29 protein-coding genes are annotated in these 26,889 nt (G+C 60.0%); 16 read left to right on the plus strand and 13 right to left on the minus strand.

Translation table 11 applies throughout. The annotated features are described in order from the left end of the window. The first annotated feature begins 67 nt into the window (after positions 1-67). Both KF767_01105 and KF767_01110 read left to right on the plus strand, forming a co-directional pair. Complete coding sequence (locus KF767_01105) at positions 68-1,381, plus strand: DUF2914 domain-containing protein (protein MBX3016457.1); 1,314 nt, start codon at positions 68-70, stop codon at positions 1,379-1,381. Further along, positions 1,378-2,271 (plus strand): DMT family transporter, encoded by an 894-nt coding sequence (locus KF767_01110; GenBank protein ID MBX3016458.1) that lies wholly within the window; start codon positions 1,378-1,380, stop codon positions 2,269-2,271. Before KF767_01105 ends, KF767_01110 begins: the two co-directional genes overlap by 4 nt. Here the strand turns inward: KF767_01110 and KF767_01115 are convergent. Then, positions 2,261-3,580, minus strand: a complete 1,320-nt coding sequence (locus KF767_01115; GenBank protein ID MBX3016459.1) for a lipase maturation factor family protein — start codon at positions 3,578-3,580, stop codon at positions 2,261-2,263. The two genes, KF767_01110 and KF767_01115, sit on opposite strands and share 11 nt — an antisense overlap. 152 nt (positions 3,581-3,732) lie before the next feature. Here KF767_01115 and fabA point away from each other — a divergent pair, with 152 nt between their 5' ends. From fabA to KF767_01150, 7 genes are all read left to right on the plus strand, one after another. Then, on the plus strand, positions 3,733-4,272 hold the full coding sequence (gene fabA / locus KF767_01120; protein MBX3016460.1) for a bifunctional 3-hydroxydecanoyl-ACP dehydratase/trans-2-decenoyl-ACP isomerase: 540 nt from the start codon (positions 3,733-3,735) through the stop codon (positions 4,270-4,272). Then, positions 4,269-5,477 carry a beta-ketoacyl-ACP synthase I gene (fabB, locus tag KF767_01125; protein ID MBX3016461.1) on the plus strand — a complete coding sequence of 403 codons (1,209 nt, stop codon included), beginning with the start codon at positions 4,269-4,271 and terminating at the stop codon, positions 5,475-5,477. The genes fabA and fabB overlap by 4 nt, the downstream gene beginning before the upstream one ends. A gap of 175 nt (positions 5,478-5,652) precedes the next feature. Then, positions 5,653-7,521: a phosphoenolpyruvate carboxykinase (GTP) gene (locus KF767_01130; protein MBX3016462.1), complete on the plus strand. Its 1,869-nt coding sequence runs from the start codon at positions 5,653-5,655 to the stop codon at positions 7,519-7,521. Between the two features lie 46 nt (positions 7,522-7,567). Continuing rightward, the gene (locus tag KF767_01135) at positions 7,568-7,945 is read left to right on the plus strand and encodes a hypothetical protein (protein ID MBX3016463.1); all 378 of its coding nucleotides are present in this window, start codon (positions 7,568-7,570) and stop codon (positions 7,943-7,945) included. A 104-nt stretch (positions 7,946-8,049) separates the two neighbouring features. Next, entirely contained in the window at positions 8,050-9,315 is a 1,266-nt protein-coding gene (locus tag KF767_01140; protein MBX3016464.1) for a hypothetical protein, read from the plus strand. After that, complete coding sequence (locus KF767_01145; GenBank protein ID MBX3016465.1) at positions 9,315-9,998, plus strand: hypothetical protein; 684 nt, start codon at positions 9,315-9,317, stop codon at positions 9,996-9,998. Before KF767_01140 ends, KF767_01145 begins: the two co-directional genes overlap by 1 nt. A gap of 33 nt (positions 9,999-10,031) precedes the next feature. Beyond that, the gene (locus KF767_01150; GenBank protein MBX3016466.1) at positions 10,032-11,492 is read left to right on the plus strand and encodes a S1 RNA-binding domain-containing protein; all 1,461 of its coding nucleotides are present in this window, start codon (positions 10,032-10,034) and stop codon (positions 11,490-11,492) included. Between the two features lie 111 nt (positions 11,493-11,603). Here the strand turns inward: KF767_01150 and KF767_01155 are convergent, their stop codons facing one another. Then, positions 11,604-12,143, minus strand: coding sequence for a hypothetical protein (locus tag KF767_01155; protein MBX3016467.1), 540 nt, complete (start codon positions 12,141-12,143; stop codon positions 11,604-11,606). Between the two features lie 233 nt (positions 12,144-12,376). Between KF767_01155 and KF767_01160 the strand changes: the two genes are divergently transcribed. Genes KF767_01160 through msrA form a run of 3 tightly spaced genes read left to right on the plus strand, consistent with a single transcriptional unit; the run spans position 12,377 to position 13,904 of the window. Next, positions 12,377-12,790, plus strand: coding sequence for a DoxX family membrane protein (locus tag KF767_01160; GenBank protein MBX3016468.1), 414 nt, complete (start codon positions 12,377-12,379; stop codon positions 12,788-12,790). Further along, a complete protein-coding gene (locus KF767_01165) occupies positions 12,778-13,404 on the plus strand; it encodes a hypothetical protein (GenBank protein MBX3016469.1) in 627 nt (208 codons plus the stop codon). The genes KF767_01160 and KF767_01165 overlap by 13 nt, the downstream gene beginning before the upstream one ends. Continuing rightward, positions 13,401-13,904 carry a peptide-methionine (S)-S-oxide reductase MsrA gene (msrA, locus tag KF767_01170; protein MBX3016470.1) on the plus strand — a complete coding sequence of 168 codons (504 nt, stop codon included), beginning with the start codon at positions 13,401-13,403 and terminating at the stop codon, positions 13,902-13,904. Before KF767_01165 ends, msrA begins: the two co-directional genes overlap by 4 nt. Positions 13,905-13,956: 52 nt before the next feature. Here the strand turns inward: msrA and KF767_01175 are convergent, their stop codons facing one another. The 6 genes from KF767_01175 to KF767_01200 all read right to left on the minus strand — a co-directional run bounded on the left by KF767_01175 (position 13,957) and on the right by KF767_01200 (position 18,771). Next, complete coding sequence (locus tag KF767_01175) at positions 13,957-14,910, minus strand: hypothetical protein (protein MBX3016471.1); 954 nt, start codon at positions 14,908-14,910, stop codon at positions 13,957-13,959. Positions 14,911-14,996: 86 nt separating this feature from the next. After that, the gene (locus tag KF767_01180; GenBank protein MBX3016472.1) at positions 14,997-16,619 is read right to left on the minus strand and encodes a hypothetical protein; all 1,623 of its coding nucleotides are present in this window, start codon (positions 16,617-16,619) and stop codon (positions 14,997-14,999) included. Beyond that, positions 16,616-18,043 (minus strand): hypothetical protein, encoded by a 1,428-nt coding sequence (locus KF767_01185; GenBank protein MBX3016473.1) that lies wholly within the window; start codon positions 18,041-18,043, stop codon positions 16,616-16,618. Before KF767_01185 ends, KF767_01180 begins: the two co-directional genes overlap by 4 nt. Positions 18,044-18,121: 78 nt before the next feature. Next, on the minus strand, positions 18,122-18,352 hold the full coding sequence (locus KF767_01190) for a hypothetical protein (protein ID MBX3016474.1): 231 nt from the start codon (positions 18,350-18,352) through the stop codon (positions 18,122-18,124). Then, positions 18,353-18,577, minus strand: a complete 225-nt coding sequence (locus tag KF767_01195) for a hypothetical protein (GenBank protein MBX3016475.1) — start codon at positions 18,575-18,577, stop codon at positions 18,353-18,355. It abuts the gene before it with no gap. 11 nt (positions 18,578-18,588) lie between these two features. Continuing rightward, positions 18,589-18,771, minus strand: coding sequence for a hypothetical protein (locus KF767_01200; GenBank protein MBX3016476.1), 183 nt, complete (start codon positions 18,769-18,771; stop codon positions 18,589-18,591). A gap of 339 nt (positions 18,772-19,110) precedes the next feature. Between KF767_01200 and KF767_01205 the strand changes: the two genes are divergently transcribed. After that, positions 19,111-19,473: an HPF/RaiA family ribosome-associated protein gene (locus KF767_01205; protein MBX3016477.1), complete on the plus strand. Its 363-nt coding sequence runs from the start codon at positions 19,111-19,113 to the stop codon at positions 19,471-19,473. Positions 19,474-19,783: 310 nt separating this feature from the next. Here KF767_01205 and KF767_01210 read toward each other — a convergent pair whose 3' ends face one another. The 3 genes from KF767_01210 to KF767_01220 are packed head-to-tail and all read right to left on the minus strand — an operon-like array spanning position 19,784 to position 22,082. Further along, on the minus strand, positions 19,784-20,257 hold the full coding sequence (locus KF767_01210) for a MarR family transcriptional regulator (protein ID MBX3016478.1): 474 nt from the start codon (positions 20,255-20,257) through the stop codon (positions 19,784-19,786). Next, positions 20,254-21,087 carry an alpha/beta fold hydrolase gene (locus tag KF767_01215; GenBank protein MBX3016479.1) on the minus strand — a complete coding sequence of 278 codons (834 nt, stop codon included), beginning with the start codon at positions 21,085-21,087 and terminating at the stop codon, positions 20,254-20,256. Before KF767_01215 ends, KF767_01210 begins: the two co-directional genes overlap by 4 nt. 56 nt (positions 21,088-21,143) lie before the next feature. Further along, on the minus strand, positions 21,144-22,082 hold the full coding sequence (locus KF767_01220; GenBank protein ID MBX3016480.1) for a class I SAM-dependent methyltransferase: 939 nt from the start codon (positions 22,080-22,082) through the stop codon (positions 21,144-21,146). Positions 22,083-22,117: 35 nt separating this feature from the next. Between KF767_01220 and KF767_01225 the strand changes: the two genes are divergently transcribed. Next, positions 22,118-23,011 carry a Bd3614 family nucleic acid deaminase gene (locus KF767_01225; GenBank protein ID MBX3016481.1) on the plus strand — a complete coding sequence of 298 codons (894 nt, stop codon included), beginning with the start codon at positions 22,118-22,120 and terminating at the stop codon, positions 23,009-23,011. Here the strand turns inward: KF767_01225 and KF767_01230 are convergent. Both KF767_01230 and cysK read right to left on the minus strand, forming a co-directional pair. Continuing rightward, positions 22,917-23,744 (minus strand): hypothetical protein, encoded by an 828-nt coding sequence (locus tag KF767_01230; GenBank protein ID MBX3016482.1) that lies wholly within the window; start codon positions 23,742-23,744, stop codon positions 22,917-22,919. The genes KF767_01225 and KF767_01230 overlap by 95 nt on opposite strands. 160 nt (positions 23,745-23,904) lie before the next feature. Beyond that, the gene (gene cysK, locus KF767_01235; GenBank protein MBX3016483.1) at positions 23,905-24,918 is read right to left on the minus strand and encodes a cysteine synthase A; all 1,014 of its coding nucleotides are present in this window, start codon (positions 24,916-24,918) and stop codon (positions 23,905-23,907) included. Positions 24,919-25,098: 180 nt separating this feature from the next. Here cysK and KF767_01240 point away from each other — a divergent pair, with 180 nt between their 5' ends. Continuing rightward, complete coding sequence (locus KF767_01240) at positions 25,099-25,374, plus strand: hypothetical protein (GenBank protein ID MBX3016484.1); 276 nt, start codon at positions 25,099-25,101, stop codon at positions 25,372-25,374. Positions 25,375-25,446: 72 nt separating this feature from the next. Beyond that, the gene (locus KF767_01245; protein ID MBX3016485.1) at positions 25,447-26,262 is read left to right on the plus strand and encodes a hypothetical protein; all 816 of its coding nucleotides are present in this window, start codon (positions 25,447-25,449) and stop codon (positions 26,260-26,262) included. Positions 26,263-26,889: the final 627 nt, after the last annotated feature.

Consider the following 26,889-nt stretch of genomic DNA (forward strand, 5'->3'; position numbering starts at 1 on the left):
AAGTGAGGGGCTCGGTCCACCGTGCCAACGCTGTACGGGACGGGGACCGCGCCTTAAGCTGGACTCGATGATCCAATTTCTAAAAGACAAACTCGCGCATCGTCCGAAAACCTCTGCCCAAAGCTGGGCGCAGTACTACGCCGCGAACGAAGCCCTGTTCGGCTCGTTGATCTTCATCGGCGGTTTCGTTTTCGATATTTTCACGCTCTCCGATTACGATGATCCCTTCGCGCTGATTCAGCAGAGCGTGTATCTCGTATTGATCGGGCTCTTCATCTATCTCGAGACGCTCGATAACCGACAGTCCCTGACGCTGCCGCCGTGGGCGCAAAAGGCGTGGGTCCTGCGCGAAATCGGGATGCATTTCCTGCTCGGAAGTTTGCTAAGTCTGTATTCGCTGTTCTTCTTCAAGTCCGCATCGCTCGCGACCGCGCTGATTTTCATGATCGCCATGGCCGCGCTGCTCGTCGCGAACGAGTTCCCGCAGCTGCAACGGCGGGGACCGATCATCCGGTGGGCCCTCTGGACCTTGTGTTTGATGTGTTTCCTGCAAATCCTGATGCCGATTCTGTTCACCTACGTCGGTTTGATCCCGTTCTTGTTCGCATGGACGATTTCGGGACTGGTGCTTGCTTGCGTCGCTTGGCTGTTGACCCGCGCGTTCACCTCGCAGTTGCGTGAAACGCGTTCGCTGTTGTGGCCCTCGGCCGCGGCGCTCGTGGTTTTCTTGGTTTTGTACATCTTCAAGGCCGTGCCGCCGGTGCCGATCGTGCTGAAGGACATCGGGATCTTCCATAAAGTCGAAAAAGTGGGCGACGCCTACATCCTGACGGAAGAGCGTCCATGGTGGAAATTCTGGCATCGCGGCGACCAGGACTTTCAGGCGAAACCCGGCGATCTGATCTACGCCTACTTCGCGATCGCGAGTCCGGGACGCATTCAAGACCAGATCAAGCTGCGCTGGATGTTCAAGGATCCGCGCGCGGGTTGGACGTCGATGGATGCGCAGAACATCGCGATCCGTGGCGGTCGCGGCGACGGTTACCGCGGCTTCGCTTTCAAGAAGAACTATCAAGAGGGGAAATGGCGCGTGCAGGTCGAAACCTCCGACGATCGCGAGATCGGGCGGCTGTCTTTCGAAGTGACGAAAGTTCCCGCGCCACCTGCGGGCGAAGCGCCGGCCACGCACTCGCGTTCCGCGCCGGGAACGGGCGATCAGGCGCCCGCCGTTTCGCTCCCCGGCTTGGCCGAGCCGCCCGCGCCGCCTCCGCCTCCGCCTTCGACCGAGACCGAGACCGAGGACGCGCCCGTGCCCGAGGCTCCGTCCGCGGGGGATGACGTGGATCCGCTTCCTCCTTCGGTTGAAGAGGTCACGGAGTGATCACGAGCACCCGTCGTCTCGGTTTTCTGCAAGTCGCGCTGTCCGGCGTGTTCTTCGGCAGCCTTTCGCTTTTCGGAAAGACCGCGTTCGAGGCGGGCGTCCTGCCGGGCGAGTTCCTCGCGCTGCGGTTTCTGGGCGCGGGGATTTTGTTGTTTTTGTGGATCCTGCTGACCGGCGGAAAACTGCGTTTGAGCGCCAAACACATCGCGATCTGCGCGGGCCTCGGCATCGTCGGCTACGCGCTTTTTTCGTTTCTTTTCTTCCGTTCGCTGGTGGATTTGTCGTCGGCGTTGTCGGTGCTTCTGCTGTACCAGTATCCGTGGATCGTCGCGGTCGCGGCCTCGCTTTTTCTCGGTGAAAAGATTCAACCGCGGCAATGGCTGCTGTTTCCGCTTCTTGTTGTGGGTTTGGGGCTGGTGATCGGTTTTGATTACGAGATGCGGTCACCCGTGGGACTGCTTTACGGGTTCGGGGCGGCGGTTTTTTATTCCGTCTACATTTTGCTCGCGCGTTTCTCGCTGAAAAGCGTTCCGGCTTTGTCGGCGGTCGCGTGGATCCAGCTTTTCGCGGGCCTGGTGCTGTTCGCCATTCACTTTCGCTCGGAAGAGCGGGTCGTGGAGGTGATGACCGTTTCGGCGTGGCCGCTCGCGCTGACCATCGTGTTTCCGACCGTGCTGGCGATGTCGCTTTTCATCTCGGGCTTGCAGAAGTTGAAAAGCTGGGAGGTCTCGATCGTGTCGACGCTCGAGCCGCTGACGACCATCGTGCTGGGCGCGTGGTTTTTGCGTGAATCCCTGGCGCCCTTGCAAAGCTTGGGTTGCGTGGTGCTGATGCTCGCGATGCTGGGACTTGCGCTGACCGAGCGGAGCGCCCCTAAAATCAGCGGATAAATTTCTTCAGGCTGTCGGGCGTGAACGGGGCCAGCAGCACGCGAGGTTCGCCCGTGTTCCAGCAGGCGTCGCTCCCCGGAGTGAACTCGCGCGCGTGAACGCGGAGAAGCCGCGGCGGTTCCTCCCCGAACGGAGATTCACGCAGCAGCGCCATCACGGCGGGCCGCCCTTCGCCGATGCCGTCCAGAAGGTGCATGAACCAAGGACTGTAGTTCAACCAATCCGCGCTCCGTACCGAGAGCGAAAGAAACCACATCTGCCAGTCGAGTCGCGGTTGGTGGGGCGCGATCCAAGATCCGCAGTCTTCAGTGCGATCGGGCTTCCATTTGAAGCGGTAAGGTTGCCAGTGGATGCCGTCGCGGGTGCCCTCGATAGAAACTTCAACCCGTTCGGTCGTCATGACGGCGAACAATCCGTAGCTCGAGTTCACCCGCGTTTCGATGAACGTCATCAGCACCGGGTCCAAGCGCGTGAAGGCGTCGCTCGCGAAAGGACGTAGGCACCACAGCAGCGATACGACGATCAAAACTCCGCCGGCAGTGCGTGCGAAGAGCGGTGCGATCTCGCCGCGGGGGCGTTCACGACCGGTTTCCATGAAAGCGAAAAGGGCGAGCGTGGCGCTCAGCAGATTGAAGAAAGCGTAGTTGCCGGTCAGCGCGATCACGACTTGCAGAAGGATGAAGGAGCCGGCGGCGGTCTGACGGGCGCGTCGACCCAGGAACAGCATGAAGCCTCCGCCGATCTCGAGCGCGAGGGTCGATACGGTCATGAACTTCTTCACGATGTCCGGAAGCATCTCGAAGAAAGGCGCGAGCGGGGTCGGCAAAGGTTGCGTCCAAAAGTGATAGTGCAGGGCCGTCAGGTCCGCCCAGGTCGGATCGCCGCTTTGCAATTTCACGCAGCCCGAAAGGAACATGAGTTTGAAAAGCGCGACGCGTCCGGCCCAAACGGGAAACGCGGAATCCAGGCCCCACCGATCAAGCAGCGCGGCGAGAACGAGCACTTCCAGAAGCAGCGTGTCCCATTGGAAAGACAGAAAGGGCCCGCCTCCGTTCATCAGGATCAACGCGAGTGGATAAAAAAGCAGCCAGGCGAAGAAACGAACTCGGGGCAGGAAGGACGCTAGACTTAAACCCACGAGAGTCCACGACAAAGCCCCGACTCCCGCCCCGGGCGTGAGTCCGAAGATCTCCGGGTAACGTAATGGAGACAGCCCGCCCGAGCCCCAAAGCCCCGGCGCTTGCAGCGCGGCAGAAAGCGCGAAGAAGAAAAGCGAAGCCGAAACTCCGGCGTAAAACAGGCGGCGCATATTCGCTTTCAAGCGTAACGGAATCGGCGCGGAAACTCCTCCATTTTCAACTCGAGCAAGACGTCAATTTTTGCCCAAATTGTCGTGACATTTCGCCGCCTGATCCCCAAGTTAGGGGCTCAATTTTTCTGCTCCCGAAAGGACGCCAATCGATGGAAATGACCCCGATGATGAAGGACCATTTTTCGAAAGAAGATCTTTTGGAGTGCGGGCACGGACGGATGTTCGGCCCCGGAAACGCGAAGCTGCCGCTGCCCCCGATGTTGATGGTCGACCGCATCACCAAGATTTCGAAAGAGGGCGGCGCGCACGGCAAGGGCTACCTCGAAGCCGAAATGGATCTGCATCCCGACCTTTGGTTCTTCAAATGTCACTTCGAAGGCGATCCCGTCATGCCCGGTTGCTTGGGCCTCGATGCCCTTTGGCAGATGGTCGGCTTCTACATGGGCTGGCTGGGACATCCCGGTGTCGGTCGCGCGCTCGGCGCGGGCGAAATCAAGTTCACGAACCAGGCGTTGCCGCACAACAAAAAGATCACTTACCGTATCGACTTTAAACGCATCCGTTCGGGCGCGCTCACGATGGGAATCGGCGACGGCACCATGCACATCGATGGCAAACCCGCGTACGTCTGTAACGATTTGAAAGTCGGACTGTTCAAACTTGAAGAACTTCAAGGAGGCCAAGCGTGAGACGCGTCGTCGTCACCGGGATCGGCATCATCTCGCCGATCGGCAATGGTAAAAAAGATGTGACCGAATCGCTCAAAGCGATGAAGTCGGGAGTCGTGAAATCCGAAACCTACGCGCAGATGGGTATGCGTTCGCAGATCCACGCGCCGATCCACGTCGACTGGGAAAACCTGATCGACCGTAAACTCCGCCGCTTCATGGGCCCCGGGATCGCTTACGGCTATCTCGCGGCGAAAGAGGCGATCGAGGATGCGGGACTCACTCCGGAAATGATCTCGAATCCCCGCACCGGCGTGATCGTCGGCTCGGGCGGTCCTTCGACTTCGAATCTCGTCGAGGCTTGGGACACGGCTCGCCAACAGAGCGTGAAAAAGATCGGCCCCTTCGCGGTGCCGAAAGCGATGTCCAGCGGAATTTCCGCGAACCTCGCGACCGCGTTCGAGATCAAAGGCTACAACTACTCGATCTCGTCGGCGTGTTCGACGAGCGCGCACTGTATCGGCAACGCGGCCGAAATCATTCAGCTGGGAAAACAGGACATCATGATCGCCGGCGGCTCGGAGGAAGAGCACTGGACGATGTCCTCGCTGTTCGATGCGATGGGCGCGATGTCCTCGAAGTACAACGACGCGCCGGCGACCGCGTCGCGTCCGTTCGACCGCACCCGTGACGGTTTCGTCATTTCGGGCGGCGGCGGGATGGTCATTCTGGAAGAGTACGAGCACGCGAAAAAGCGGGGCGCCACGATCTACGCCGAGCTCGCCGGTTACGGCGCGACGTCGGACGGTTACGACATGGTCGCACCGTCGGGGGAAGGCGCGATTCGCTGCATGAAGATGGCGATCGCGACGGCGACGAAGCCCGTTCAGTATCTGAACGCGCACGGCACGGCGACTCCGGTCGGCGACATCCAAGAGCTGAAAGCGATCCGCGAGGTCTTCGGTCGTGAACTTCCGTTCGTGAGCTCCACCAAGTCGATGACCGGCCACGCGCTCGGCGCGGCAGGCGCGAACGAAGCGATCTACACGCTGCTGATGATGAAGGAAGGCTTCCTGACCGGAACGCTGAACCTGAACGATCCCGAGGACGAAGTGAAGGACATGCCGCTGCTCCGTCAAACCGAGCAGAAACGCATCGAAGCCGCGCTGTCGAACAGCTTCGGCTTCGGCGGCACGAACTGCTCGCTCGTTTTCCAAACGATCTAACTCGGGAATCCTTTCACGGTGAACGACGTCCGGGCCTGCGGGCTCCGGGCGTAACCCATTGTAAACGCTCCGCTTGGAGTCTTTACCGGAGCTTAGGATAGCCAAGGCCGGGGAGGTGTCCGGTGGGGAATTTTTGTTTGCCACCCCTTTGATCGGGCGGCTAAAAAGCCGAGCCATGACTCTACTTCAAAAATCGTCGATCGAGTTTCCGTCCTATTATGCCAACGCAAAACTGAAATCCTGGATCGAAGAGGTCGTCGCCCTGACGGAGCCTTCCGCGATCCATTTCTGTGACGGCTCGGAAGAAGAGTACGTCCAGCTGTGCGAGATGATGGTTGGCACCGGCACGTTCATCCGCCTGAACCCCGAGAAGCGCCCGAATTCGTTCCTGGCGCTGTCGGATCCGTCGGACGTCGCGCGCGTTGAAGAGCGCACGTTCATCTGCTCGAAAAATCCCGACGACGCGGGCCCCACCAACAACTGGTCCGAACCTCTCGCGATGAAAGAGACTTTGCGGGGTCTGTTCAAAGGCGCGATGCGCGGCCGGACGCTTTACGTCGTGCCGTTCAGCATGGGGCCTGTGGGATCGCCGCTCGCACAGATCGGCGTCGAGCTCAGTGATTCGCCCTACGTTGCGGTGAACATGAAGATCATGACCCGTATGGGGCGCAAAGTGGTCGAGACTCTCGGCAACGGCGACTTCGTGCCTTGCCTGCACAGCGTGGGCGCGCCACTCGAAGAGGGACAGGCCGACGTGAAGTGGCCTTGCAATAAAAACGAAAAGTACATCGTCCACTTCCCCGAAGAGCGCGCCATCTGGTCCTTCGGTTCGGGTTACGGCGGCAATGCGCTTCTGGGTAAGAAGTGCTTCGCACTGCGGATCGCGAGCACCATGGCCCGCGACGAAGGTTGGCTCGCCGAGCACATGCTGATCCTGGGCGTGGAAAACCCCCAAGGCGAAAAGATCTACGTCACGGCGGCCTTCCCCAGCGCCTGCGGCAAAACGAACTTCGCGATGCTGGTCCCGCCGAAGGCGATGGATGGCTGGAAGGTCACGACCGTCGGCGACGACATCGCTTGGCTGAAGCCGGGCGCGGACGGACGTCTGCACGCGATCAACCCCGAGGCCGGTTATTTCGGCGTGGCTCCAGGCACCTCTTATAAAACGAACCCCAACGCGATGGCATCGGTCGAGAAGAACACCATCTTCACGAACGTGGCCCTCACCGAAGACCTCGATGTCTGGTGGGAAGGCATGACGGACGAAGTTCCCGCGACCCTGACCGATTGGACGGGGCAAGCGTGGACTCCGGATTGCGGTCGTAAAGCCGCGCACCCGAACGCGCGCTTCACCGCTCCCGCTAGCCAGTGCCCTTCGCTCGACCCCGAATGGGAATCGACCGCAGGTGTTCCGATCAGCGCGGTCATCTTCGGCGGCCGTCGCGGTTCGGTGATTCCGCTCGTCTACGAAGCCTTCGACTGGAATTTCGGCGTTTATCTGGGCGCGACCGTCGGTTCGGAAACGACCGCCGCGGCCGTCGGCCAAGTCGGCGTCGTCCGCAACGATCCCATGGCGATGCTACCCTTCGCGGGCTACCACATGGGCGAGTACTTCGCGCATTGGATGAAGGTCGGCGCGGGTTTGACGAATCCTCCGAAAATCTTCGGCGTGAACTGGTTCCGCAAAGGCGCGGACGGCAAATTCATGTGGCCGGGCTACGGCGAAAACATGCGCGTCTTGCGCTGGATGATGGAGCGCGTGCAGGACAAAGCGCCCGCGATCACCACGCCCATCGGTCGCGTGCCCGAGTACAAAGACCTCGACTGGCGCGGCCTCGAAGAGTTCTCGAAAACGAAGTACGACCAGGTCATGACGATCGACGCCGACGAGTGGGAGAACGAGGTGCGCGGGCACATCGGTTTCTTCGACAAGTTGATGTCGCGTCTGCCGGCGCAACTTCTGAAGGTTCGCGACGAGCTGCTTTCGAACTTCCGTTTCGAAAAGTCGCGTCACGCGCCGAAGCGCCCCGATATCCAAGCCTAAGTCGGCGGACTTTGACTGCGCGGTAGGCCCTCCGTAAGCTGGGAGCATGCTGCTGCTGTTGAACCTCGCCATCGTCCAAGCCGCTTTTCTGAACCCTTTCGGAAGCGGCGATCTCAATTGGAATTTGTGGAAGCACTATTCGCCCGCGACGAGCTCGCTCGTTCTGTGCGGCGTTTTTCTGGGGCAGATGATCCTGACCCAGGCGTGGCCGAAAGCCGTGCGGGTCTTGCTTTTCACGGCTTTCGTGACGGCCATGGCGGCGCTGGGACCCTGGGTTCAGCGGGCCTTCGATGTCCGCGGCTCGGGCGCGGCCTCGGTGGCCTTCTTCCAGCAGACCATCGAGGCGGTGGGGAGTAACCGCTTTTGGATGCTGGTGGCGGGGATTGCGGTCATGACCTTCCTCCGTTCACTGCGCTTTCGCTAATTCGGTAATGCCTATGAAATGAACAGTTTTCAAGGCGGTTTGCCTTATGCGTCAATTTTCGTTATGGGTGCCTGCGTCATCAATCACTGACGAAGGGAAACCGAATGCGAATTCATGTGTTAGCAACTTTGCTCCTGCTCGCTTCCACTTCGGCTCAAGCCGCCGTCTGGAATAACCGCAACAACTGGAACTCGTCCTGGGAAGAGCGTTACGTGAGCTGGGTGCGTAGCTCATGGACCGTGAATGCCCTGACCCAATCGACACTGTCGAACGGCGAGGCGAATCCCTTCAAAGGCATGCGCGCGGATTGCGCGGACACCGTCTACACCATGCGCTTCGTTTTCGCGTACATGAACAAACTCCCTTTCGCGATCAAAGATCCCACCGGTAGCGGCGTGCTTTCGAACGCCATGTCCCGCTGGGACGGTCAAAGCGAGCCCGCGAAAGCGCGCGCGTTTTTGAACCTCATCTATAATGTCGGTTCGACCCGTTCGCTGCCGAACGACTCCTTCCCCGTGGCGCTCAGCCGCTCTTACGTCAAACCCGGCATCATGCTGCTGGCGACGCAGAAGAACCACCACTCGTGGACGCTGCAGAACATGCTGTCCATCGGCGTGCCCCACCTCGTCTTCAACTCGACGATCGGCGCGACTTCGGGCTCGAAGCTGCAAGAGCGGACCTCGTGGCCGAATCCGGGCTGGGTCTTTGAAGGCGATCAGACGCCGTCCGGACATGCGGGCTTCCGCGCGTTCCGTCCGCTGGCTTACCTGGGTCGCCCTGTGTGGGACGTTCCCGGTTACAGCGAAGAGCAGTACCGCATTCCCTTGAGCCAATGGACCTCGCGCGCGACCGGCAAACTCGCGACGCAAAAAGAGGGCGACCAAGCGAAGATGGATCGTCTGATGAAGGCCGCGTGCGACGCCTTCAAACAGCGCGTGAGTTCGGTCAACGAAGGCGTGCAGGCTCGCGCGAGCATCGGTCGTTGCATGACCTACGCGGAGTACGACACCTACTCGACACCTTCCCGTGACGAGCGTTTGTTCGACGATCTGATGGCTTTGCGCTCAGGATTCAAGAGCGCCTCGAAGATGGATCAGAAGACTCTGCGCCGTCTGCGCAAGATCTTCCCGGCCGTCCAAAGTGGTGCCCGCGCGGAAAACCAGGCGATGCGCGCTCAAGGCGTGACCGCGGATTCGTTCTGCGTGGTTGAGTACCGTCGCGGCGTCAGCATGGACCTCTCCGAGATGAAGCGCCGTCTGTTCGCGGGCGCGGTCTCGAATAACCCGAACGACGACATCCAAGCGCGCTGGGGTGAACGCCGTGGCTCGAATTCGTGCCAGTCGTGGGGCGAGTGGGCTCCGAATCTTTAATGAAACTCTCGCGTGCGATCCTTGGTCTGATCTTTTTCTGTGGGCTGGCGTTCTTCATTTATAAGAACGTGAAAACGAACCCACCCCAAAACCCAGACCTTCCCCAAGACACCAGCTTGGTCATGGCCAAGGACTCGCACGATACTTCCGACGACGGCGTGGACGATGAAAACCTGCCCACGCTCGTCGCGGCTACCCCGGCGGCGGCTTTGGATTTGCCGCAAGCTTTTCAAGAATCGCTGAAGACCTGCGCGCCCGAGCGCGAATCTTCGAGTCTTCCGAGTCTGCTGACCTCTCTCGAATCCGAAAGTGAAGGCCGCAAGGCGACCGAATGGCGGACCTATACGCTCACCTGGAGCGACGGCAGCGAGCGTCGGGTGATGGTCACCCCGAAGGACGGGGCGAACACGAAATACGCCTGGGAGGTCAAACTCTTCAGCGTGGACGAGGAGGACCTTCCCGTCGTGGAGGAGCTCCCCGAAAACGTTGAAGGCCCCCAGGATTTGGCCCGCCTTTTAAGCATGGGCGAGGTCCGTGGCTCCTCGGAGGCTTATCAATTGGCGCTCAGTCCCGGCGAAATCCTGATGGTCGAAAAGAAGGACGGGAAAATCTCTGAATTCCAATGGCGGCGCGGGACGAAAAGCATGCTGTGCTCGGTCGAGCGCTGCAAATGCCTACAGTAGACAAGCGCGGGCCGAAGGCCTAAATCCTAGGCCATGAAAAACCTGTTTGAAGAAGACGATAACGGCCAGTCCGGTTCCGCGGATTTCGGCAAGATGTTCGAAAGCTCCCTCAAAGGCGTCGGCGCCGTTTTGAAGGCGGGCGACAAAATCAAAGGCGAGATCCTTTCCATCGGCAAAGAAGAAGCTTTCGTGTCGACGGGCACCGTGAACGACGGTGTGATGGCGCGCGCGGATCTGCCGAAGGACGACAACGGCCATCTGACCGTGAAAGTCGGCGACACCTTGGATCTCTTCGTCGTGCAGGTGAAGGGCTCGGAAGTCCGCGTTTCGACCAAACCCACGGCGAAAAATCTGGCCGACGATCTGGAAGACGCGTTCGACATGATGTTGCCGGTCGAGGGGAAAGTCTCGGAGGTCATCAACGGCGGTTACCGCGTCGTTTTGATGGGGAAGACCGCGTTCTGCCCCTTCAGCCAAATCGATCTGCGTAAAACCGATTCGCCCGAGGCGCACCTCAACAAAAAGTATTCGTTCCTGATCACGAAGTTCGAAGGCGGCGGTCGCAATATCACCGTGTCGCGCCGGAAGCTCCTGGAAGAAGAGCAGGGCGCCAGCGCCGCGGCCTTCAAAGAGGACGTCAAAGTCGGCGACATCGTGAAGGGCACGGTCACGCGCCTGGAGGCCTTCGGCGCGTTCGTCGAACTGAGCCCCGGTCTGGACGGTTTGGTGCACGTCTCGGAAATCGCGTGGAGCCGCGTTTCGAATCCCGCGGACGCTCTGAAGCCGGGTCAGTCGGTGCAGGCGAAAGTTCTGCGCATCGAAGAGAATGACGGCCGCATGCGGATCTCGCTTTCGATCAAACAAGCGGGCGAGCAGCCCTGGGACTCGATCAATACTTTGCGCGTGGGTGAGGTCGTCTCGGGCCGCGTGACTCGTTGTATGAAGTTCGGCTGCTTCGTGGAAGTGAAGCCCGGTATCGAGGGTTTGGTCCCGCTGGGCGAGATGTCCTACACCAAACGTGTCACGAAGTCCGACGAGCTCATGAAGGAAGGCGAAACCGTCACCGTCATGATCAAAGAGATCAACGAAGAGGATCAGAAGATCCTGCTCTCACTGAAAGATGCGGGCGGCGATCCGTGGTCGCTCGTGCCGATGAAGATGCCCGTGGGCGCGATCCTGAACGGCAAGGTCACGCGTCGTGAACCTTACGGCATCTTCGTGGAAGTCGCTCCCGGCGTCGTGGGCCTGATGCCTCGCGCCCGTGCTTCGGACGTCCCGGACTATCCCTTCGAAAAACTCAAGATCGGCGATGCGACCACGGTCCAAGTCGCCGAACTCAACATCGAAGATCGCAAGATGTCTCTGGCCCCTCCCGCCGATCCCGACGCCGAAGCCTGGAAGGACGTGGTCATGCCGACCTCCAAAGCCTCCATGGGCACGCTGGCCGACCAATTCAAGCTAGCCCTCGAAAAAGGCGCCTCCAAGAAAAAGTAAGCCAAAAAAAACCCGCCTCCCGGCGGGTTTTTCATTCCAAAGCTAGCATCTACTTCGGGAGGTACCACGTACCGCGTGCGGTAGATGGTACCGCACGCGGTACGTGGTACCTTACGGGCGGGTGTGGGATTGCAGGATGATGGTCATGTAGGTGCCGTTCAGGCTCTGGTCGTGGCCTTTGACGGCCCAGGGGGCTGTTGCCGCCGCGAACCAGGAGCTGGTCAGCAGGCCGCCTTTGGCGGGGAAGTTCATGCGGCAGGCTTCGATGGTGCCCATGGGTGTTTCCACGGAGTCTTTGGCCGTGGTCGTCATGATGGTGGGGACGTGCGAGGGGAAGCTTTCGCCGCAACGGGTGGCGAGAGTCGGGATGAGTTGGTTCTCGATCGCCGCGTAGTAGGCCTCGGGGACCTGCGTGGTTTCGTGGAGCGAGCCGAGGGGCGCGCCCTCCGCGCTTTGCTCGAAAATCTGCAGCACGGTGTATTCGCGTTTTACGGAGTCGTAAGCCTCCACGCGGATGGTTTTTTTGATGTCGTAAAGGCCGTCAGCCATGAGCGCTTGGCCCACATAGACGACTTGCTCACCGACGACGGGAAGGGCGAAAGCCGCGGTGGGAGCCGTAATCAGGGCGAACAGCAGGGACAGGATTTTCATCGAAACCTCGTGGTTTTTTAGATTGTCGAGAACTGAGCGACAACCAAAACCAGAAGGATGAAGAACACAAGCAAAACGCGGTTTGAATCCAGGGACCGGGAAAACATCTCAAGGCTCCGATTTGGTGTGAAAAAGCGGGCGAGAGTTAACACTGGGTTAGGGTTCCGGCAAGGGCCTCATTGCCGCCCGCGTAAACCCGTTGCCACAGGCGCTTTCGGGGCCTACCAAGAGTCATGGGGTTTTGGCTTCCCGACGGGTTTATTTTGAGCTGGGGAAATGTGGAGCGACTGCTCGAGTGGGGCGTCGGCCTGTTCTTCGTTTATTACGCTTTGAACGGCTTTTTCGGCTGGCAGAAGATCCCCCCGCAGTCCCCACGTTTCGAGAAGTTTATTCAGTCGCTTCACGCCACGGGCTTTCTGATGCCGGTCGTGAAGTTTCTCGAACTCGTGGCGGGCCTACTTTTGATTCTGGATTGGACCCCTTTGATCGCCACCGCGATTCTCGCGCCGATCGTTTTCGTGATCGTGAGCGCGCACTTCTTCCTCAACTTCATGCGAGGCTGGCGGATCGCGGCCGCGACCTTCTTCCCCTACGCGCTCTTGGTGTTCTGCCAACTCGATCGTTGGAAATTTCTGTGGAGCCGCTAGTCCATCGCGCCTTTCATCAGCCCCAACTGCTGCCACCGGATCCGCGCGCCGCCGCCTTCCTCGAGGGCGCGGGACCCTTCGATCTCGAGATCGGCTGCGGCGTCGGTCTGCACCCCATCCGCTACGCCCTCGCGAACCCCGAGCGCAAACTCGTCGCCATCGAACATACGCGCGAGAAATTCGAGAAGTTCGCGCGTCGTTATCAGAATAACGGCGAACCCGCGCAACTTTTGCCCGTGCATGCGAACGCCGTCAGCTGGGTCCATCAGTTCGCCTCGAATCACCTCTTCGAGCGCATCCATCTTTTGTACCCGAATCCCGAGGTGAAGAACCCGGCGAAACGTTGGATCCGCATGCCGTTCTTCGGACGTCTGCTGGAGACGTTGAAGCCCGGGGGCGAGGTGATTTTCGCCACGAATCTGCGGGATTATGCCGAGGAGATCCGCGACCACGCCACGCGCGCCTGGAATCTGGACGTCGTCGAGTTCCGCGCGTTCACTTTGCCGGACGTCGTCTTGACGAAGCGGGAACCCCGCACACATTTTGAGATGAAGTATCTGCAGCGGGGCGAGACCTGTTTCGACGTACGGCTGCGGAAGAAAGGCGAATCATGAGCATCAAATTGGTGACGATCGCGGGCGGTTGTTTCTGGGGCATGGAAGAGATCATCCGGACTTTGCCCGGAGTCGTCGAGACGACGGTGGGCTACGCCGGCGGCACGACGGAAAATCCGACGTACAAGGAAGTTTCGCAAGGAACGACCGGCCACGCGGAAAGTATCCAAATGAAAGTCGAGACCGCGCAATTCGACTTCCGTGATTTCCTGACGAATTGGTTTTTCAAGATGCACAATCCGACGACGCCCAATCAACAGGGGAACGATCGCGGCTCGCAGTACCGCTCGGTGATTTTTTATCACGACGGCGAACAACGCCAAACGGCGGAAGAGGTCATCGCCCAGATCAACGCGGAAAAATTCTGGAAGAAGCCCATCGTGACTGAAGTACGCGAGTACAGAGGCTTCACGCCCGCCGAAGATTATCATCAGGATTATCTGCGCAAGAACCCGGGCGGCTACACCTGTCACTTCATGCGGACTGCGCCCGAGACGTAAAAAAGGCGGCGACCCCGGGGAGAGCCGCCGCCCTTAGACTTACGGCATTCAATTATTGGACGAAGCGACGCCTCTCGTAGGAACCGCAGCTTTGGTAGTGCGACCAGGGGTGAACTCCGGCGAGCAGGACATCCGGTTGCTCCGCCAGGTACTGGTCGATGTTGAAGATCCTCCGGATCGCGGCCCAGTTGCGATTCAGATCGCGACCTTCCACGTTTCCGAATTGATGCCAGTGCGCTTCGAGCTGCGCGACATTGCCGCGCGTGTAGGCGAGGACGTCGGCGTTACCGGGCACTTCTCCGTACAAACGGAAATCGAAGTTCTTCAAACACTCTTTCGAAACGGTTTCGGCCGTTCCCCAGGTGAAAGTGCGCGGTTGGACGCCACGGCAATTGAGTGCCTTGATTTCGGTTTTGCGTCCGGCCGCCACGAGCTGCGGAAACAGCTGCGCGTAGTTGTTGACGTAGCGAACGCGCGCCTGCGCTCCGGCGTGGCAGTACGACTTTTGCGAATTGAAATTGGTTTTGCCGATCGCGCAGCAGCCCGCGTTCTTACTTTCGCAGTAGGCGCGGCATTGCGCTTCGGCGGCGGCGCCCGAATTCAACACGATCCCTGTACCGCCCGCGCACATATGGCCCGCTTCGAAATCGGCCGTGCAGCTACCACCCGACGGCGTGGTGGAGGATTCGGTCACCACGACGGGCGGCGGGGTCTGCGGAGTTTCGTAGGGGGCATTCGAGTTTCCGGAGTTCGACTCGGAGTTCGGATTCGTGCTGGAGCCGCCGTTCGATGAGCCCGGTGTCTTCGGGTTCGACGGCGGCGTCACAACATTGGGCGCGCGGGTCAATGTGGTTTCCGAATTGGCGACCGTGACGTTCCCTTGCCCCAGTTCCGCGCTCTCTTGGGCTTGGACGATTTCGCCGTCGAGGACGCGGAATTCGGTGGCCGCGCAACCGGTGGTCAGAAGAATCAGCGTCGCACCGATCATGGTTTTCAAGTTGTTCATTTTTCCCCCTTGTTCTTTTCCAGAATGCCTCGGGGAAGGTGGAGTCGCGACTGACATCCGTGAAGCGATCGCCTCAGTTTGGGATGTCAGGGCGAAATGAACAGGGGATAACCCAACGAGCGCGCCCGTAGCGGAGTTTCCTTGAAGGCGGGGCTCAGGACTTCGGCTCCCACCGTCAAGGCGGGGGTCGTGAGCGTGGGGGACAGCGTGATCGAAACGTCGTCATCGTTGCGCACGCAACCCGTGCAGAGCGACGGACTCTCGGGGTGCAGGCGGACCAAGACTTCGTTCAATGAGTTTTCGACACGCGTGAAATCCGAATTGACGAGCGAGCCCCAGAGCGCGCCGTCGTTCGTCAGCAGCGCTTTCTTCCAGCGTGCCGAGAAACCCGGTTTGAACTTGGCATGATCGAGCAAAGAACCGTCCGAGCCAAGGCGGTAGTAGGTTGCGGTCCGTCCCGAACGATCCGCGAACCCGAGCGCGTAGAATCCACCACCGGGTCGGGCGACAAGCGAGGCGATGACGGCAAGGCCGGATTCGTTCGCCGTGCCGTAGCTGCGCGACCACGAAAGATCCCCGGCGCTATCCAGACGTAGCACGAGGGCCTGACTGCGTCCGGTAGAGGAAAACTCGGTGGAGCCGGCCACGATGAACCCGCCATCGTCGGTCGCGAGGACGGATTCACTTTGCATCGCGATTTGGCGTGTCCATAAAACCTCGCCGGACGAGTTCACTTTGACGTAAATCGGTTGGCCGTTACCGAGACCCGACAGCAGGAGCGTACCGTCACTGAGCGGAAGCAGATCCGTAAGCACCATGTCTTCGAACCACCGCTGCGCTTCGATCCGTCCGTCCGCACGCAACCACACGAGGCCCGCCGCCCGTCGCTCGGGAGCGGTACTTAAGGCGCTGGTGGTGGATTCGGCGAACACGGTGAGCGAGGCGCCCACGAGCAGTCGACCGGCGCCCAAAGGCATCACGCGAGCGAAGCGGAGCTTATGGCGCTCGGGTAAGTCGGCGCCGTACACAAGTGCCGAGAGGGGAAGGCCCCCATCGTCGAGTTTGACGAGCAGGGCCGGTTCACGACTTTGAAAAGCGGTGGCGAGGTTGAGGTCCGCGGGACTCGCGCTCAGCAGAAGGCCGTCGGAGGACGACGTGAGGGAAGTGACGATCAAGGAACGTCCCGCGAAGTCGTGGTCGTAAGTTCTGACCCAGCTCGGTTTGCCGGCGTCGTTGAGGCGGGCCACGACGGGCAGGTGACCCGGCGCCGCGTTCCACACGGTACCGATCGCGGTGAAATCCGCGCCCGCCGCGGCGGCCTTCATTTCCTGAAACTGCACGTACTGCAAGAGGTACTCTTCGCCTTCGTAGACGAGGATCCGCTTCTCGGCATCATTGAATACCAGCGGCACTTCGAATCTTTCGTCGGCCGAAAGATCCCGGCAGTTCTGGCGGATCATGATCCCAACGCCGTTGCGCACGAGGATGCGCGCGCGGACGGGATCGCCGTCCGCGCAGACCCCGCCGACCAGGATCAAGTTATAGATCTTCCCGTCGTAACCTTCGCCGTTACCGCCGGGGGACTGCGATTCGGCCAACGACAATGAGGACAAATTCGCATCGAGACCGTCGAAGCCCGTGCAGTTCTGAAAAATCAGCGGAAGCGAGAACGCCAAAATCGAAATGAGGAGGACCCGCCACCGCATCATGCGGGCCTCGCGAGGCTGGCGATTTCGTAAGTCGTCGCGGGACCGGCGCCGTAGACGTGCAGTGACCGACGCTCCTGCGCCCACCGGGCGAAGCGGCGGAACTGACCCGTGCTCAGCCCCAGTCGACCACGGGCCTCACGTGCGGAAAACTCCATACCCGGTCGGAACGATTGCAAAAGCGTGTTCCACCAACGTTCGTGGGGATCGGCAACGTCGGGGGCGGCCCGCAAAAGCAGCGCCGCTTCGGGGCCACGGAAAAGTTGAAAGCTGCCACCGCGCCCTTCGATCTTCATGTCCAGGCCCTGAGCTTTGAGCTGCCGTCGCGCGCGGCGGATCAGTTGGTGCACCCGATCCGGAGAGTGGAAGATGTCGAAGTGTTCACGGGGAAACAGTTCCGCGAAGAGGGTTCCGAGCTGAATGGGGCGATACAGATCGCGCGACACCAGATGCAGGACGCGACTGACTTTGTCGGTTCCCGCGAACTCGATCGGTGCGCTTCCCGCTGCGCCGTCCACGTAGTGCCCGTGCGTCGGCGCCCGCCCCAACGAGGCGACGAGTTTTTCGCGGTACGCGGGGGACGGGGTACCGAAGTAAAGTCGTTCGAAGCGCGTTTCATCAAAGCCCGTGCGTAAAATCAAATGGTCGATGTCCCTTAGGGTTTCGAAGTGGCGAAGCTCGGCGGCCAGCGCGCGCGTTTCGAGAAGGGGCGTGAGCCGCCCTTCGCGAAGGGCGACCAGATAGCCGCGCCACTTCTGAATGAAAAGACGATCCAGTCCGCCCGTCAGGATCTTCGCGGCGGCGTCGAGGTCTTCGGCGGCGCGCTCGAATTGACCGGAGCGAATGCGCAGCTGCGCGGCCATCTCGAGGCAGTTCCCGTGCAGGCGCAGGGCGTTTCCGGTTTTGGCGATGAGGCTCTCGACCAGGGGCAGGGCGCGTTCATCTTCTTGGGCGCCGATCAGCGCCGAGGCCAAGTTCACTTCGCCGACGACGCGCGCGTAGGGCGCAAGCTCGCCGTCCAGGTAGGATTCGAGCTCCGGCACCGCGCGGGCGTAATCCCAGCGCGCGAAGAAACAATAGGCGCGGTAAAGGCGCGTTTCCCAGGGGCCTTGGGAGCGCGGAGACTCTAGAAGTTCCAAGGCTTCGGCGATGCCGCCCGCCCGTTGCAAGAGCACGGCGTACTCGGCGATCTCGACGGCGGTGGCGGGGGCCGCGCCCACTTTTTCGGGGTGGATGATCCGGGTCAACAGACGCAAGCCCAAGGTCACTTTACCCGTGCGGCGACAGAGGTTCGCGGCACGGCCGATCAGCTTTCGGGGAATGTCTTTGGCGGGGATGGAGCTTAAAATCAGCGAGGCCGTGGACATTTGTCCCGCGCGCACGGCGTCCTCGCAGTTTTGCAAGAGATCTTGAACCTTAACCGTCAACGTTCCCCCGAAACGTTATTCTAACGTAGGAGGGGGCCGACGCGACAGCGGGGCGGAGAAATGTCTCGGAGCGAGACGTTACCGCACGCCCGGTTTTACGCAGTCTTCCGTCTTCGGACGGAGCTCGTGGTTTTTCGCATCGAGCTTCTCTTCTTCGGTGACTTTCAGCTCCAATGTCGCGACCCACGTGGGATGGGCGCAGTCTTTTGAAACGCCATTGGTTTTTCCGCTGGCGTCGCAAAGGCCGAAGTCGATTTGGTTCAACCCGGCGAAGACCTCGTGGGTCAGCACGGCGTTGGCGCGGTCCACCTACAGGGTGGGGGTGCTCCAGCGGGTGAGTCCTTTACTGAAACCGCCGCCTTGGCAGGTTTGACGATTCATGACCATCACGGTCGCACCGCTGGCGACCATATCTTTCAATTCGGGAAGATCGATGGTTTCGCGGGGCGGGCTGATCGTTTCGATCGCGTCTTTTTGCAGAGCCCCTTGGCAGTCATAACGTAAGGTCCGCGCGGTGCCGCGCACCAGATGCACGCTTTTCTGAATCAGGCGACCGTAACTTCCGCGCGCAGGGTTTCTTCTTCGCCGCGTTTACGTTGTTCGCCCTGAAGCTGGCGCTCCAGATCGGCGATGCGTTTGTCTTTGGCTTCGAGTTCGTCCTTCGCGGCGGGCGCGCAGGCGACGATTTGCGTGACGGCGATCAGCGCTAGAATACAGATCTTCTTCATGATGATTAAGCTCCCTAAACAAAGGTCCCTTAATGAATTCGCTCCTCTGACGCGACTGTTAGAACTTTAGACGGGCCCTTTTACACGACCTGCGTTTGGTCAAGGTCCCCAACCCATTTTAATTTCTAATAGTGATCCTTGCGATGACACGCCGAAAACATCGACGTTATCGTTCCATTTGATTTGTACCCCGGCTGGTTTCGTTTCCACGCGAAATCAAGTTCGATTCGATTGATATGCACTATCGAGATTAAGAATTGGGAAGATCCGAAATGCGGGAGTAGATTGATCTCATCCAGGGGCACTCAATCCCGGGTGCTCTCCGGCAAGGAGGTTCAAATGGTGAAGGTCATCTTCAAAAATCTCGAGAAATCCGAAATGGTTTCTGAGATCGTCCAGGAGAAAGTCTCGCACGTCCTGGCGAAATTTCCCGAGCTCGAGGGCGCGAACGCCACGGTCTCAGTGGAAATGGAAAATTCCCCAATTCATGCGGGGAAAGATGACTTCCGGGTGAAACTTGTCGTGACGAATCGTCGCTTCAAACCACTCGTACTACAGAAGGAAGGCCCCAACCTCTATCAAGCCGCGGCGATTTTGTCGGATCGACTTTTCGAAGTCCTTCACCGCAGCTTAGAGAAAAAACGGGATCAACGCCGCCATTCGCAGCGCCGTTGGCAAACCGTTCTTCCGCAAGTGGGATAATTTAACGGATGGCGAGTCCATCCCCAACCGGTCGGCGCCTCTGAGCGTTCGACCCCTTCCCGAGGGCTCCGCAAGGAGCCCTCTTCATTTCTGAACTGGCCCCTTTGTGTGCGCTTTCCGATTTCCGGAGCGTTTCTGAAAGATCTTTTCTTCCGCTCACTTGGGGCACGGCCCTCCTGGCCTCGCCGCAGGGTCTTACGCCATCCAGGCGCTGCGGAGGCTGGCCGCCCGCGACCCCAACTGACCGGAAGAAAAGATCTTTCAGAAACTCCCCGAATCTGAAAAGCGCACACAAAGGGGCCAGCTCCCTTCATTTCAGGTCGGCTTCGATCAAACGGCCCAGCTGCTCCTTCAATTTTTCGAATGAGGTTTGTCCCAGGACGGCCGCCTGACGGGCTTCAATCTTTTCGGTCACGCGGATCGCGTCTTCGATCACACGTCGGCCCTTCGCTGTGAAGCGAATCCGTTTCGCGCGCAGATCGTTCGGATCGGCTTCGCGGCGGCAGAGGCCCCGCTTCTCGAGGTGGGCGAGCTGTTGGCTGATGGCCTGCTTCGTCACGCCCGCCAGGCGCGCGAGCGTTTGCGCGCTGGAACCTTCCGGCGAGATGAATCTCAAGATATTGAAATCTGTGACCAGTAGATCCCGGTGCCCCCGGGCGTGAAGCTCGGCGACGAGTTCGTCTTCGAACTGCCGGAACAGCACGACCAAGTAGCGACCCAAGGGCTGGGCGGAGTTGAGTTCGTCGGCTTCGATGCGAATATCGGGAAGGCGGGACCGGGTCACGGGGATTTCCTTTCGAGCCATTCGCCGAGAAGCGCGGAAAGCTCCGCCGTGTTCTCTTCGGCGACGAAGTGCCCCACTTGATCGAAGGTCATCACGCGGGCGTAGGGAAGTTCGGAGCGCCAGCGCGCCAGGTTGCGGGGACCGATCAGGCGATCCTCCAGGCCCCAGGCGATCAGCACGGGAAGTTCGCGTAGACGTTTCAGGATGTCGTCGTTCCGCCACGCGGGCGCGCCGAAATCGAAAAGCGCGCGCATAAAACCCACGGCCCCTTCGCGATCACGCGCGGTGGGGAACTGATCCATGTAGTGGCGGTGACGTTCGCGCGTGAGCGGATTTTTGCGACCCCAGGCCATTTTCAAAAGCACGCGGGGCGAGAAGTTGAAGCTCCGGTAAAGCCAGGGCAGCACACCCCATTGAAGGAGTCGCGCCTGGGACTTCATCTGGGGTTCGGTTTCGATCAAGGGCCACAGCCAGGTGTTCAGAAGGATGACGCCGCTCACGACGGGGCGGGGCTCGAGGACGGCGGGCAGAGCGATCACCGCACCGAAGTCGTGGACCAGCAAATGGCAGGCGTCGATCTTGAGCATCGTCAGCCATTCGCGAAAGCGTCGCCGGTGGGCCGCGAGGGAATAGTCCGCGTCCACGGGTTTGTCCGAAGCGCCGAAGCCGAGGTGATCGAGGGCGAGCACGCGGTAGCGATCCTTCAGGCTTTCGATGAGCTTCGCGTATTCGCCCGAGTGGGTCGGGGTGCCGTGGGCGATGACAAGGACCGGTCCTTCTCCTTCGTCACGGTAGAAAAGCCGTCCGTCGGAGACTTGAAAATGGGGCAAAGTCCACCTCCACCCACATGGTCAACGAGCTTGACCAATTTAGTCAATAGAGTTGACTAAATTGAGACGAGGGGCCGGAGTTCAAAGCAGACGTGGGGTTTCTGGCGGTGGAAATCCTTGGGGATCGTGCGCGCGGTGATGTCCCGGATCTCGGCGATCTCGTGCAGTCCGGGCTCCAGTTTGAATCCCTGCTTGTTGGCCGAGAAGTACATCTTCCCGCCGGGCTTCAGCCGCAGCAGGCAACTTTCGATCATCCACGCGTGATCGCGCTGCGTGTCCAGGACGTCGGTCATCTTTTTCGAGTTCGAAAAGATGGGCGGGTCCATCACGATGAGGTCGAACTCGCGCGCTCCGTCCTCTTCCAGGTATTTCAGAATATCCGCGCGCAAGAATTCGTGCCGGGCGGGATCGATGTCGTTCAAAGTGAAGTTGCGCTTCGCCCAATCCAGATAGGTCGCCGACAGATCCACGCTCGTGACGGTGGCGCCCCCAAGCGCCGCCGCCACCGAGATCGCGCCCGTATAGCAGAACAGATTCAGGACGCGCCGGTCCTTCGCTTCTTTGCGGATCGTTTCGCGCAAAGGCCGGTGATCCAGAAAAAGCCCGGTGTCCAGATAGTCCGTCAGGTTCACCCAGAAGCGCGCGGCGCCCTCGCGGACCTCTTTGAACTCTTGGGCGTCGCCGGTCTTTCCGTATTTGTCCGTGCGGGTTTGGGTCATCCGGCGCTTCAGATGCACGCGGGCCTCGGCCGGGAGGCCGAGCTCGGGCGCGATCAGGGGAAGCGCGGCCAGAATCTCGTCCAGATGCTGGCGGTCGCGGGGCGAAGACTCGAAACCTTTGTCGTAGACCAGGAACTCGTCTTTATAGAGATCCACGAAGAACGGATATTCGGGGATGTCCCAGTCGTATAACCGGAACGCCTCGAATCCCAAGCGGTCGGCCCAGGGCTTCAGCTGCTTCAGGTTTTTCGAAAGGCGGTTGGCGATCATCGACATTGAGGTCGCGGTCCTTCTGGGTTAGGCAAAGGCGTATGCAAGCGGCCCTGGTCTTACACGAATTGCGGCGGAAGTCACCGCAGGCCCGTTGGGCCTTCCTGATTCATCAGGGGGTTGTGTTTTTTGCCGGCTATCGGCCGGCGGATTGTTTTGCCGACGATAGGCCGGCGGATGGGCGCCCGACCTCGGCGGTCCTGAAGCTTCTGCAGGGGATCTTCGATCGTCATCGGGACCACTCGTTCTTCCTGTTGCGTTCCCGGATCTATCTGAGCGATCCGCCCGGGCCTATGGAGAAGGGCTTCATCGACCTCGTGGCGAAGCGCTTCAGCGTCGTCGAGGGGGAAGCGGTGGGACGCCTCGAAGGCCCTCTGGAGTGGCGCGAGGTGGTGCCCCTGGAGGACGAGTACTACGAAACCCAGCTCCCCACGAGCACGGGGCAACTGACCCAACGTAGCTTACGCACCGAAGAGGAAATCGTCGCGGCGCTGGCGGAGCTTGAAGCGCAGATCCCGCGCGGCGACGTTTTACATGACTACAGTCGACCCATCGGCGCGATCCTCACGCGCGGTGAGGGCGAGGTCGTGGGCCACGCGCTGCACTCCGGAGCGATCAACAAGACCCGTCACGCCGAGATCGATCTGATTCAGGGACTATTTCGCGCGGGATTCACTCCGCAAAAGGACGAGCGCTATACTTTGTACGTCTCGCTGAAGCCCTGCCGCATGTGCGCGGGAACGTGGGCGGAAGTCTTCACGGGTTTTGATCTGCAAGTGAGGTATCTGCGGGATGACCCCGGCACGAAGGCGCGGGGGACGGAACTCGAAGCGCGGGGGCTTATTCGCCCTCTTGGCCCGCCAGCTCCGGAGTCGGCGGAAGGGGATCGCCGCTCGTCTCGAGCTCGTCCGCGTCCGTTCCGGTCGGAGCCGTAACGCCGCCGTCTGTGCCCGTGGGGGCGGTGGGTCCCATCTCGGTGTCGGGAGCGGGTGTTGTCAGTTCAGGGACCGTCAGCACGTCGCCCGAGGGCGCCGTCACTCCCGAAGGAGAGGTCTCGCCCGCGACGGGCGGGACGGTCAGCGAAGCGTCCATGGCTTCCATCTTTTCGATCTGTTTCTGCAGAGTCACGTGATCCAGGTCGTTCTCGAGCAGGGCGCGGCGAACTTGTTTCAAGTCGCGGTACCAGCCGATGACCAGATACTTCATATCCAAATAGTTGCCTTGATCGTCGTAGAAGTGAAAGGCGACGACGAGATAGTACTTCGAGCAAGCCGCACCCGCGCACTTCGCGCGGTAAGTGATGACGGGTTCGCCGGGCTTGGTTTCCACTTTTCCCGATTTCACTTTGTCCATCACGGCGTTGGCCGAGATCTGGATGCGCTTTTCTTCTTTTTTAGTTTTGTTGTTCAGCGTGAATTCCAGAACGCCGGTCCACGAGGGAACGTTCTCGACGACGCCGTTGTCGCTGACCATCAGCGATTTCAAATCGATTTCGAATTGAGCTTTTTCATCGGGCGCGCCGCCCGGCTGTTGCGTCGTGATCTTGAAATCCGGAGTCGTGATCTTGGTGTCTTTCATGAAGACACCTTTTTCGCACGCGGCGAGAAGGCTCATCATGACGATGGCGCCGACGGTGGTGCGAATCAACTGTGAGTAGCGCAGGTTCATAACAACTCCGGTTCTTCCAGAAGTGGTATGAGCAAGCGGTGTGCCAAAGCGAGACATTTTTAGTCTCGTCTTTTCAGCTAGTTGCGCGGGAGTTGTGAAAGTGCGCACCCGGGGGATGGGGGGAGGGCAGCGAATTGGGTCACCGCCCCCCAGGGTTTAGTCAGATGCCGCTCTGTACAGGAACCTTCGCCAGATACTCCGCCGGCACGTCGCTGACGGTGAGCGCTTGCGCCTGCTGACGTTCGCTTTCCGCAAGCAGCGTCGAAAGGTAACGCTCCGTCGAGCTCGGCACGATGGCGACGATGGTCTTTCCTTGATTCGCGGGATCGGCGGCGACCCGCAACGCGGCGGCGATCGCCGCGCCCGAGCTGATGCCGACGGGAATGCCCTCGGTCTTGATGACCTCGCGCGCGGTCTTCAGTGCTTCGTCGGACGAGACCTTCTCGATGCCGTCCACGATGCCTTTATCCATGACGGGCGGAATGAAGCCCGCGCCGATGCCTTGGATTTTGTGCGGGCCGGGGGCGGCGCCGCTCAAGACGGGGCTTTCGCTCGGCTCGACGGCGATCATTTTCACGGAGGCCTTCTTCGCCTTCAGCACTTGGCCCACGCCGGTGATGGTGCCGCCGGTGCCGACGCCCGAGACGACGATGTCGACGGCGCCCTGGGTGTCGTCCCAGATCTCGTTCGCGGTGGTGGTGCGATGGATTTCGGGGTTGTCGGGATTTTCGAACTGACGGGTCAGATAATAGGTCTCGCCGCCCTCGGGTTTATCCGCCAGCGAGAGTGCTTTGGCGATGGCGCCCTTCATGCCCAGCGGCCCCGGGGTCAGGATCAGCTTCGCGCCGAGCAGGAGGAGCAGCGTACGACGCTCTTGCGACATCGTTTCGGGCATGACGAGCGTGAGCGGATAACCTTTCGCCGCGCACGCGAAAGCCAGCGCGATGCCGGTGTTGCCGCTCGTGGGTTCAAGGACGGTCATGCCGGGTTTCAGCTGGCCGCGCTTCTCGGCGCCTTCGATCATCGCGAGGCCGATGCGGTCCTTCACCGAGCTGAGCGGATTGAAGAACTCGAGTTTCAGCAGGATTTTTCCGGGCAGACCTTTCCCCAGTCGTTGCATTTGGACGAGGGGGGTACGGCCGATGGTTTTCGTGATGTCGGAATAGATGGGCATGGGGACCTCCGGGTCGGAGCCTCGATTGTACTCCTCTGTCCTCCTCGGTCGCCCGAAAAGCGGGCTCTGACACTCTGATTCATCTGAAGTTTTTGGATAGAGCGCCTGCTCGACGTGCGGTTCTTTTGCTCCTCGGTCAGCATCGTGTTAGCGACGGCTTATCCATTAGGGGGATTCAAGATGAAGAATTTCGTTTTCGCAGCTGTTGTTCTCGCGTCGGTCAGTCTGTTCGCTCAAACTTCGTTCCAAGTCGGTGGTCCTGCGGACCAAGACCTGCCTCCGGGCGCGAAAGTGGACTACGTTTCGTGGTGCCAAGGTGACAGCGTGATGTCGGAAAACCGTGACGGTGAAGTCGTGCAAAACTTCGACTGCTCGGACATCTCGGAAGGCACTCGCTGCGTGGAAAACTCGGTCCGTAAGGGCGAGTGGACCATCGTCTCGGCAACCTGCAAGTAATCGCTAGTCCTACGGACGGACGTCCGGCAAGTCACGACCCTCTCCTGCCGATCAGTGGGGGAGGGGGACGACGTGGGAAAAGCCGACAAGTACGGCGACGCATTTGGTACGGCGCGATTTGATCGTGCCGTGCATAGCTTCGCACGTGACCCGGTGCTTGCGCTTCCGTTTCTCGTTTTCAGTTTCGCGGTTCTCGCGATCTTTCTGCCTCCGACCACGGTCCGTTTGGGCCTCGGTTCTTTCGGTGGCCTGATTTACGGCGCCGTTCTGGCCGTGGCTTCCGCTCTTTACCTGGGATTTCTGCTGACCTTCGTTTCGCGGTGGCAACTGCGTCTTCTTGAACAAATCGAAAAGGTGGAAAAGCCCGATCCGCGCCGTTCACTGCGTTCGCTTCTGAGCCCGCGTGAGTTGATGGTGACGGCTCGCTTGGCGCGGACGTCGCTTTTCGCCTTCGTGGGTCCTCTGTCGCGGAAGTTCTTCGCGCAAGAAGCGCGTTACTCTTTGGAGTTGGTCGGTCGCACCTGGAAGGGCGAATCCGAAGACGGCGCGCGAATCTTCGAACAACACGAAAAAGAACTGCGCGAGGCCCGCGCGAAAATGCCGCTGATCCCCTTTGAGGTGACCCTGGCCTGGGGCGCGGCCGCGCTGGTCTTCACGCTGCTGCCCCAGTCGTTCATGACGACGTCAGTCCGTTGGATGTTCTTCCCGCTGATTTTGACCGTGGGCTTTTCGGTGAGCTGCGCGTGGCTGGATTGGGCCGCGATCTGGTTGCGCCACCGCGAGTGGGCGCGGCAGCGTCTGCTTGCCGAGAAAGAGCGGCGCGCTCCACCGAAGCTCGGTGACATCCGTGGACCGAACTTCCTCGAGTCGCGCCGTCGCGCGGGCTAAACGCAAAAAGGCCTCCATCTGTGAGGCCTTCGTGCGAGGGCTCCTTCAAGCCCCGCCATTCAATCTATCAGATTGTCGATCACGCATTCCCAAATGCGCGATCAGTTGAATGCTGATCCGACGACCGCGAATTCCCATGCGGGCGACGGACCCCTCCCATACCTTCACTGTTTTGGATTGTTAGAAGAAAGCGCTCGCGTTCTCAACGATGAGTAAGAGTGAGAGAGCCGCGACAAATGACATGGTCAGATATTTCTTGATCACTATGAGTCTCCTTCAACGTACCGCTATTTGACTCGTACCTTTCTTTACGGTTGGTGGGGCGCCCGACTTTAGTCCGTCGAACTGTTTTACGAATTTTTTGGACTCGTGTCCCAGATCGAAACAGGACGCGCGTGAAATTCGCTCTGGATGCGGTTTTTAGGTGATTTTCAGAAGGGAAAGTGGGCTCAGCGTAACCATAGTTTCACTGATGTTCACAATTATGAATCACGCTATTTGAGTTTTTTCTTCGAAGCTTTCGACAACACCAAGGACCGCGTCGGTTTCTAAAACTTTCCGTCGCTTCATTTCGTTCTCGCGGGCCCGCGCGCTGGCACCCCGATTGCCCTTAGCTACATCACAAGT

Source organism: Pseudobdellovibrionaceae bacterium, assembly GCA_019637875.1.
GTDB lineage: Bacteria > Bdellovibrionota > Bdellovibrionia > Bdellovibrionales > Bdellovibrionaceae > JAHBUW01.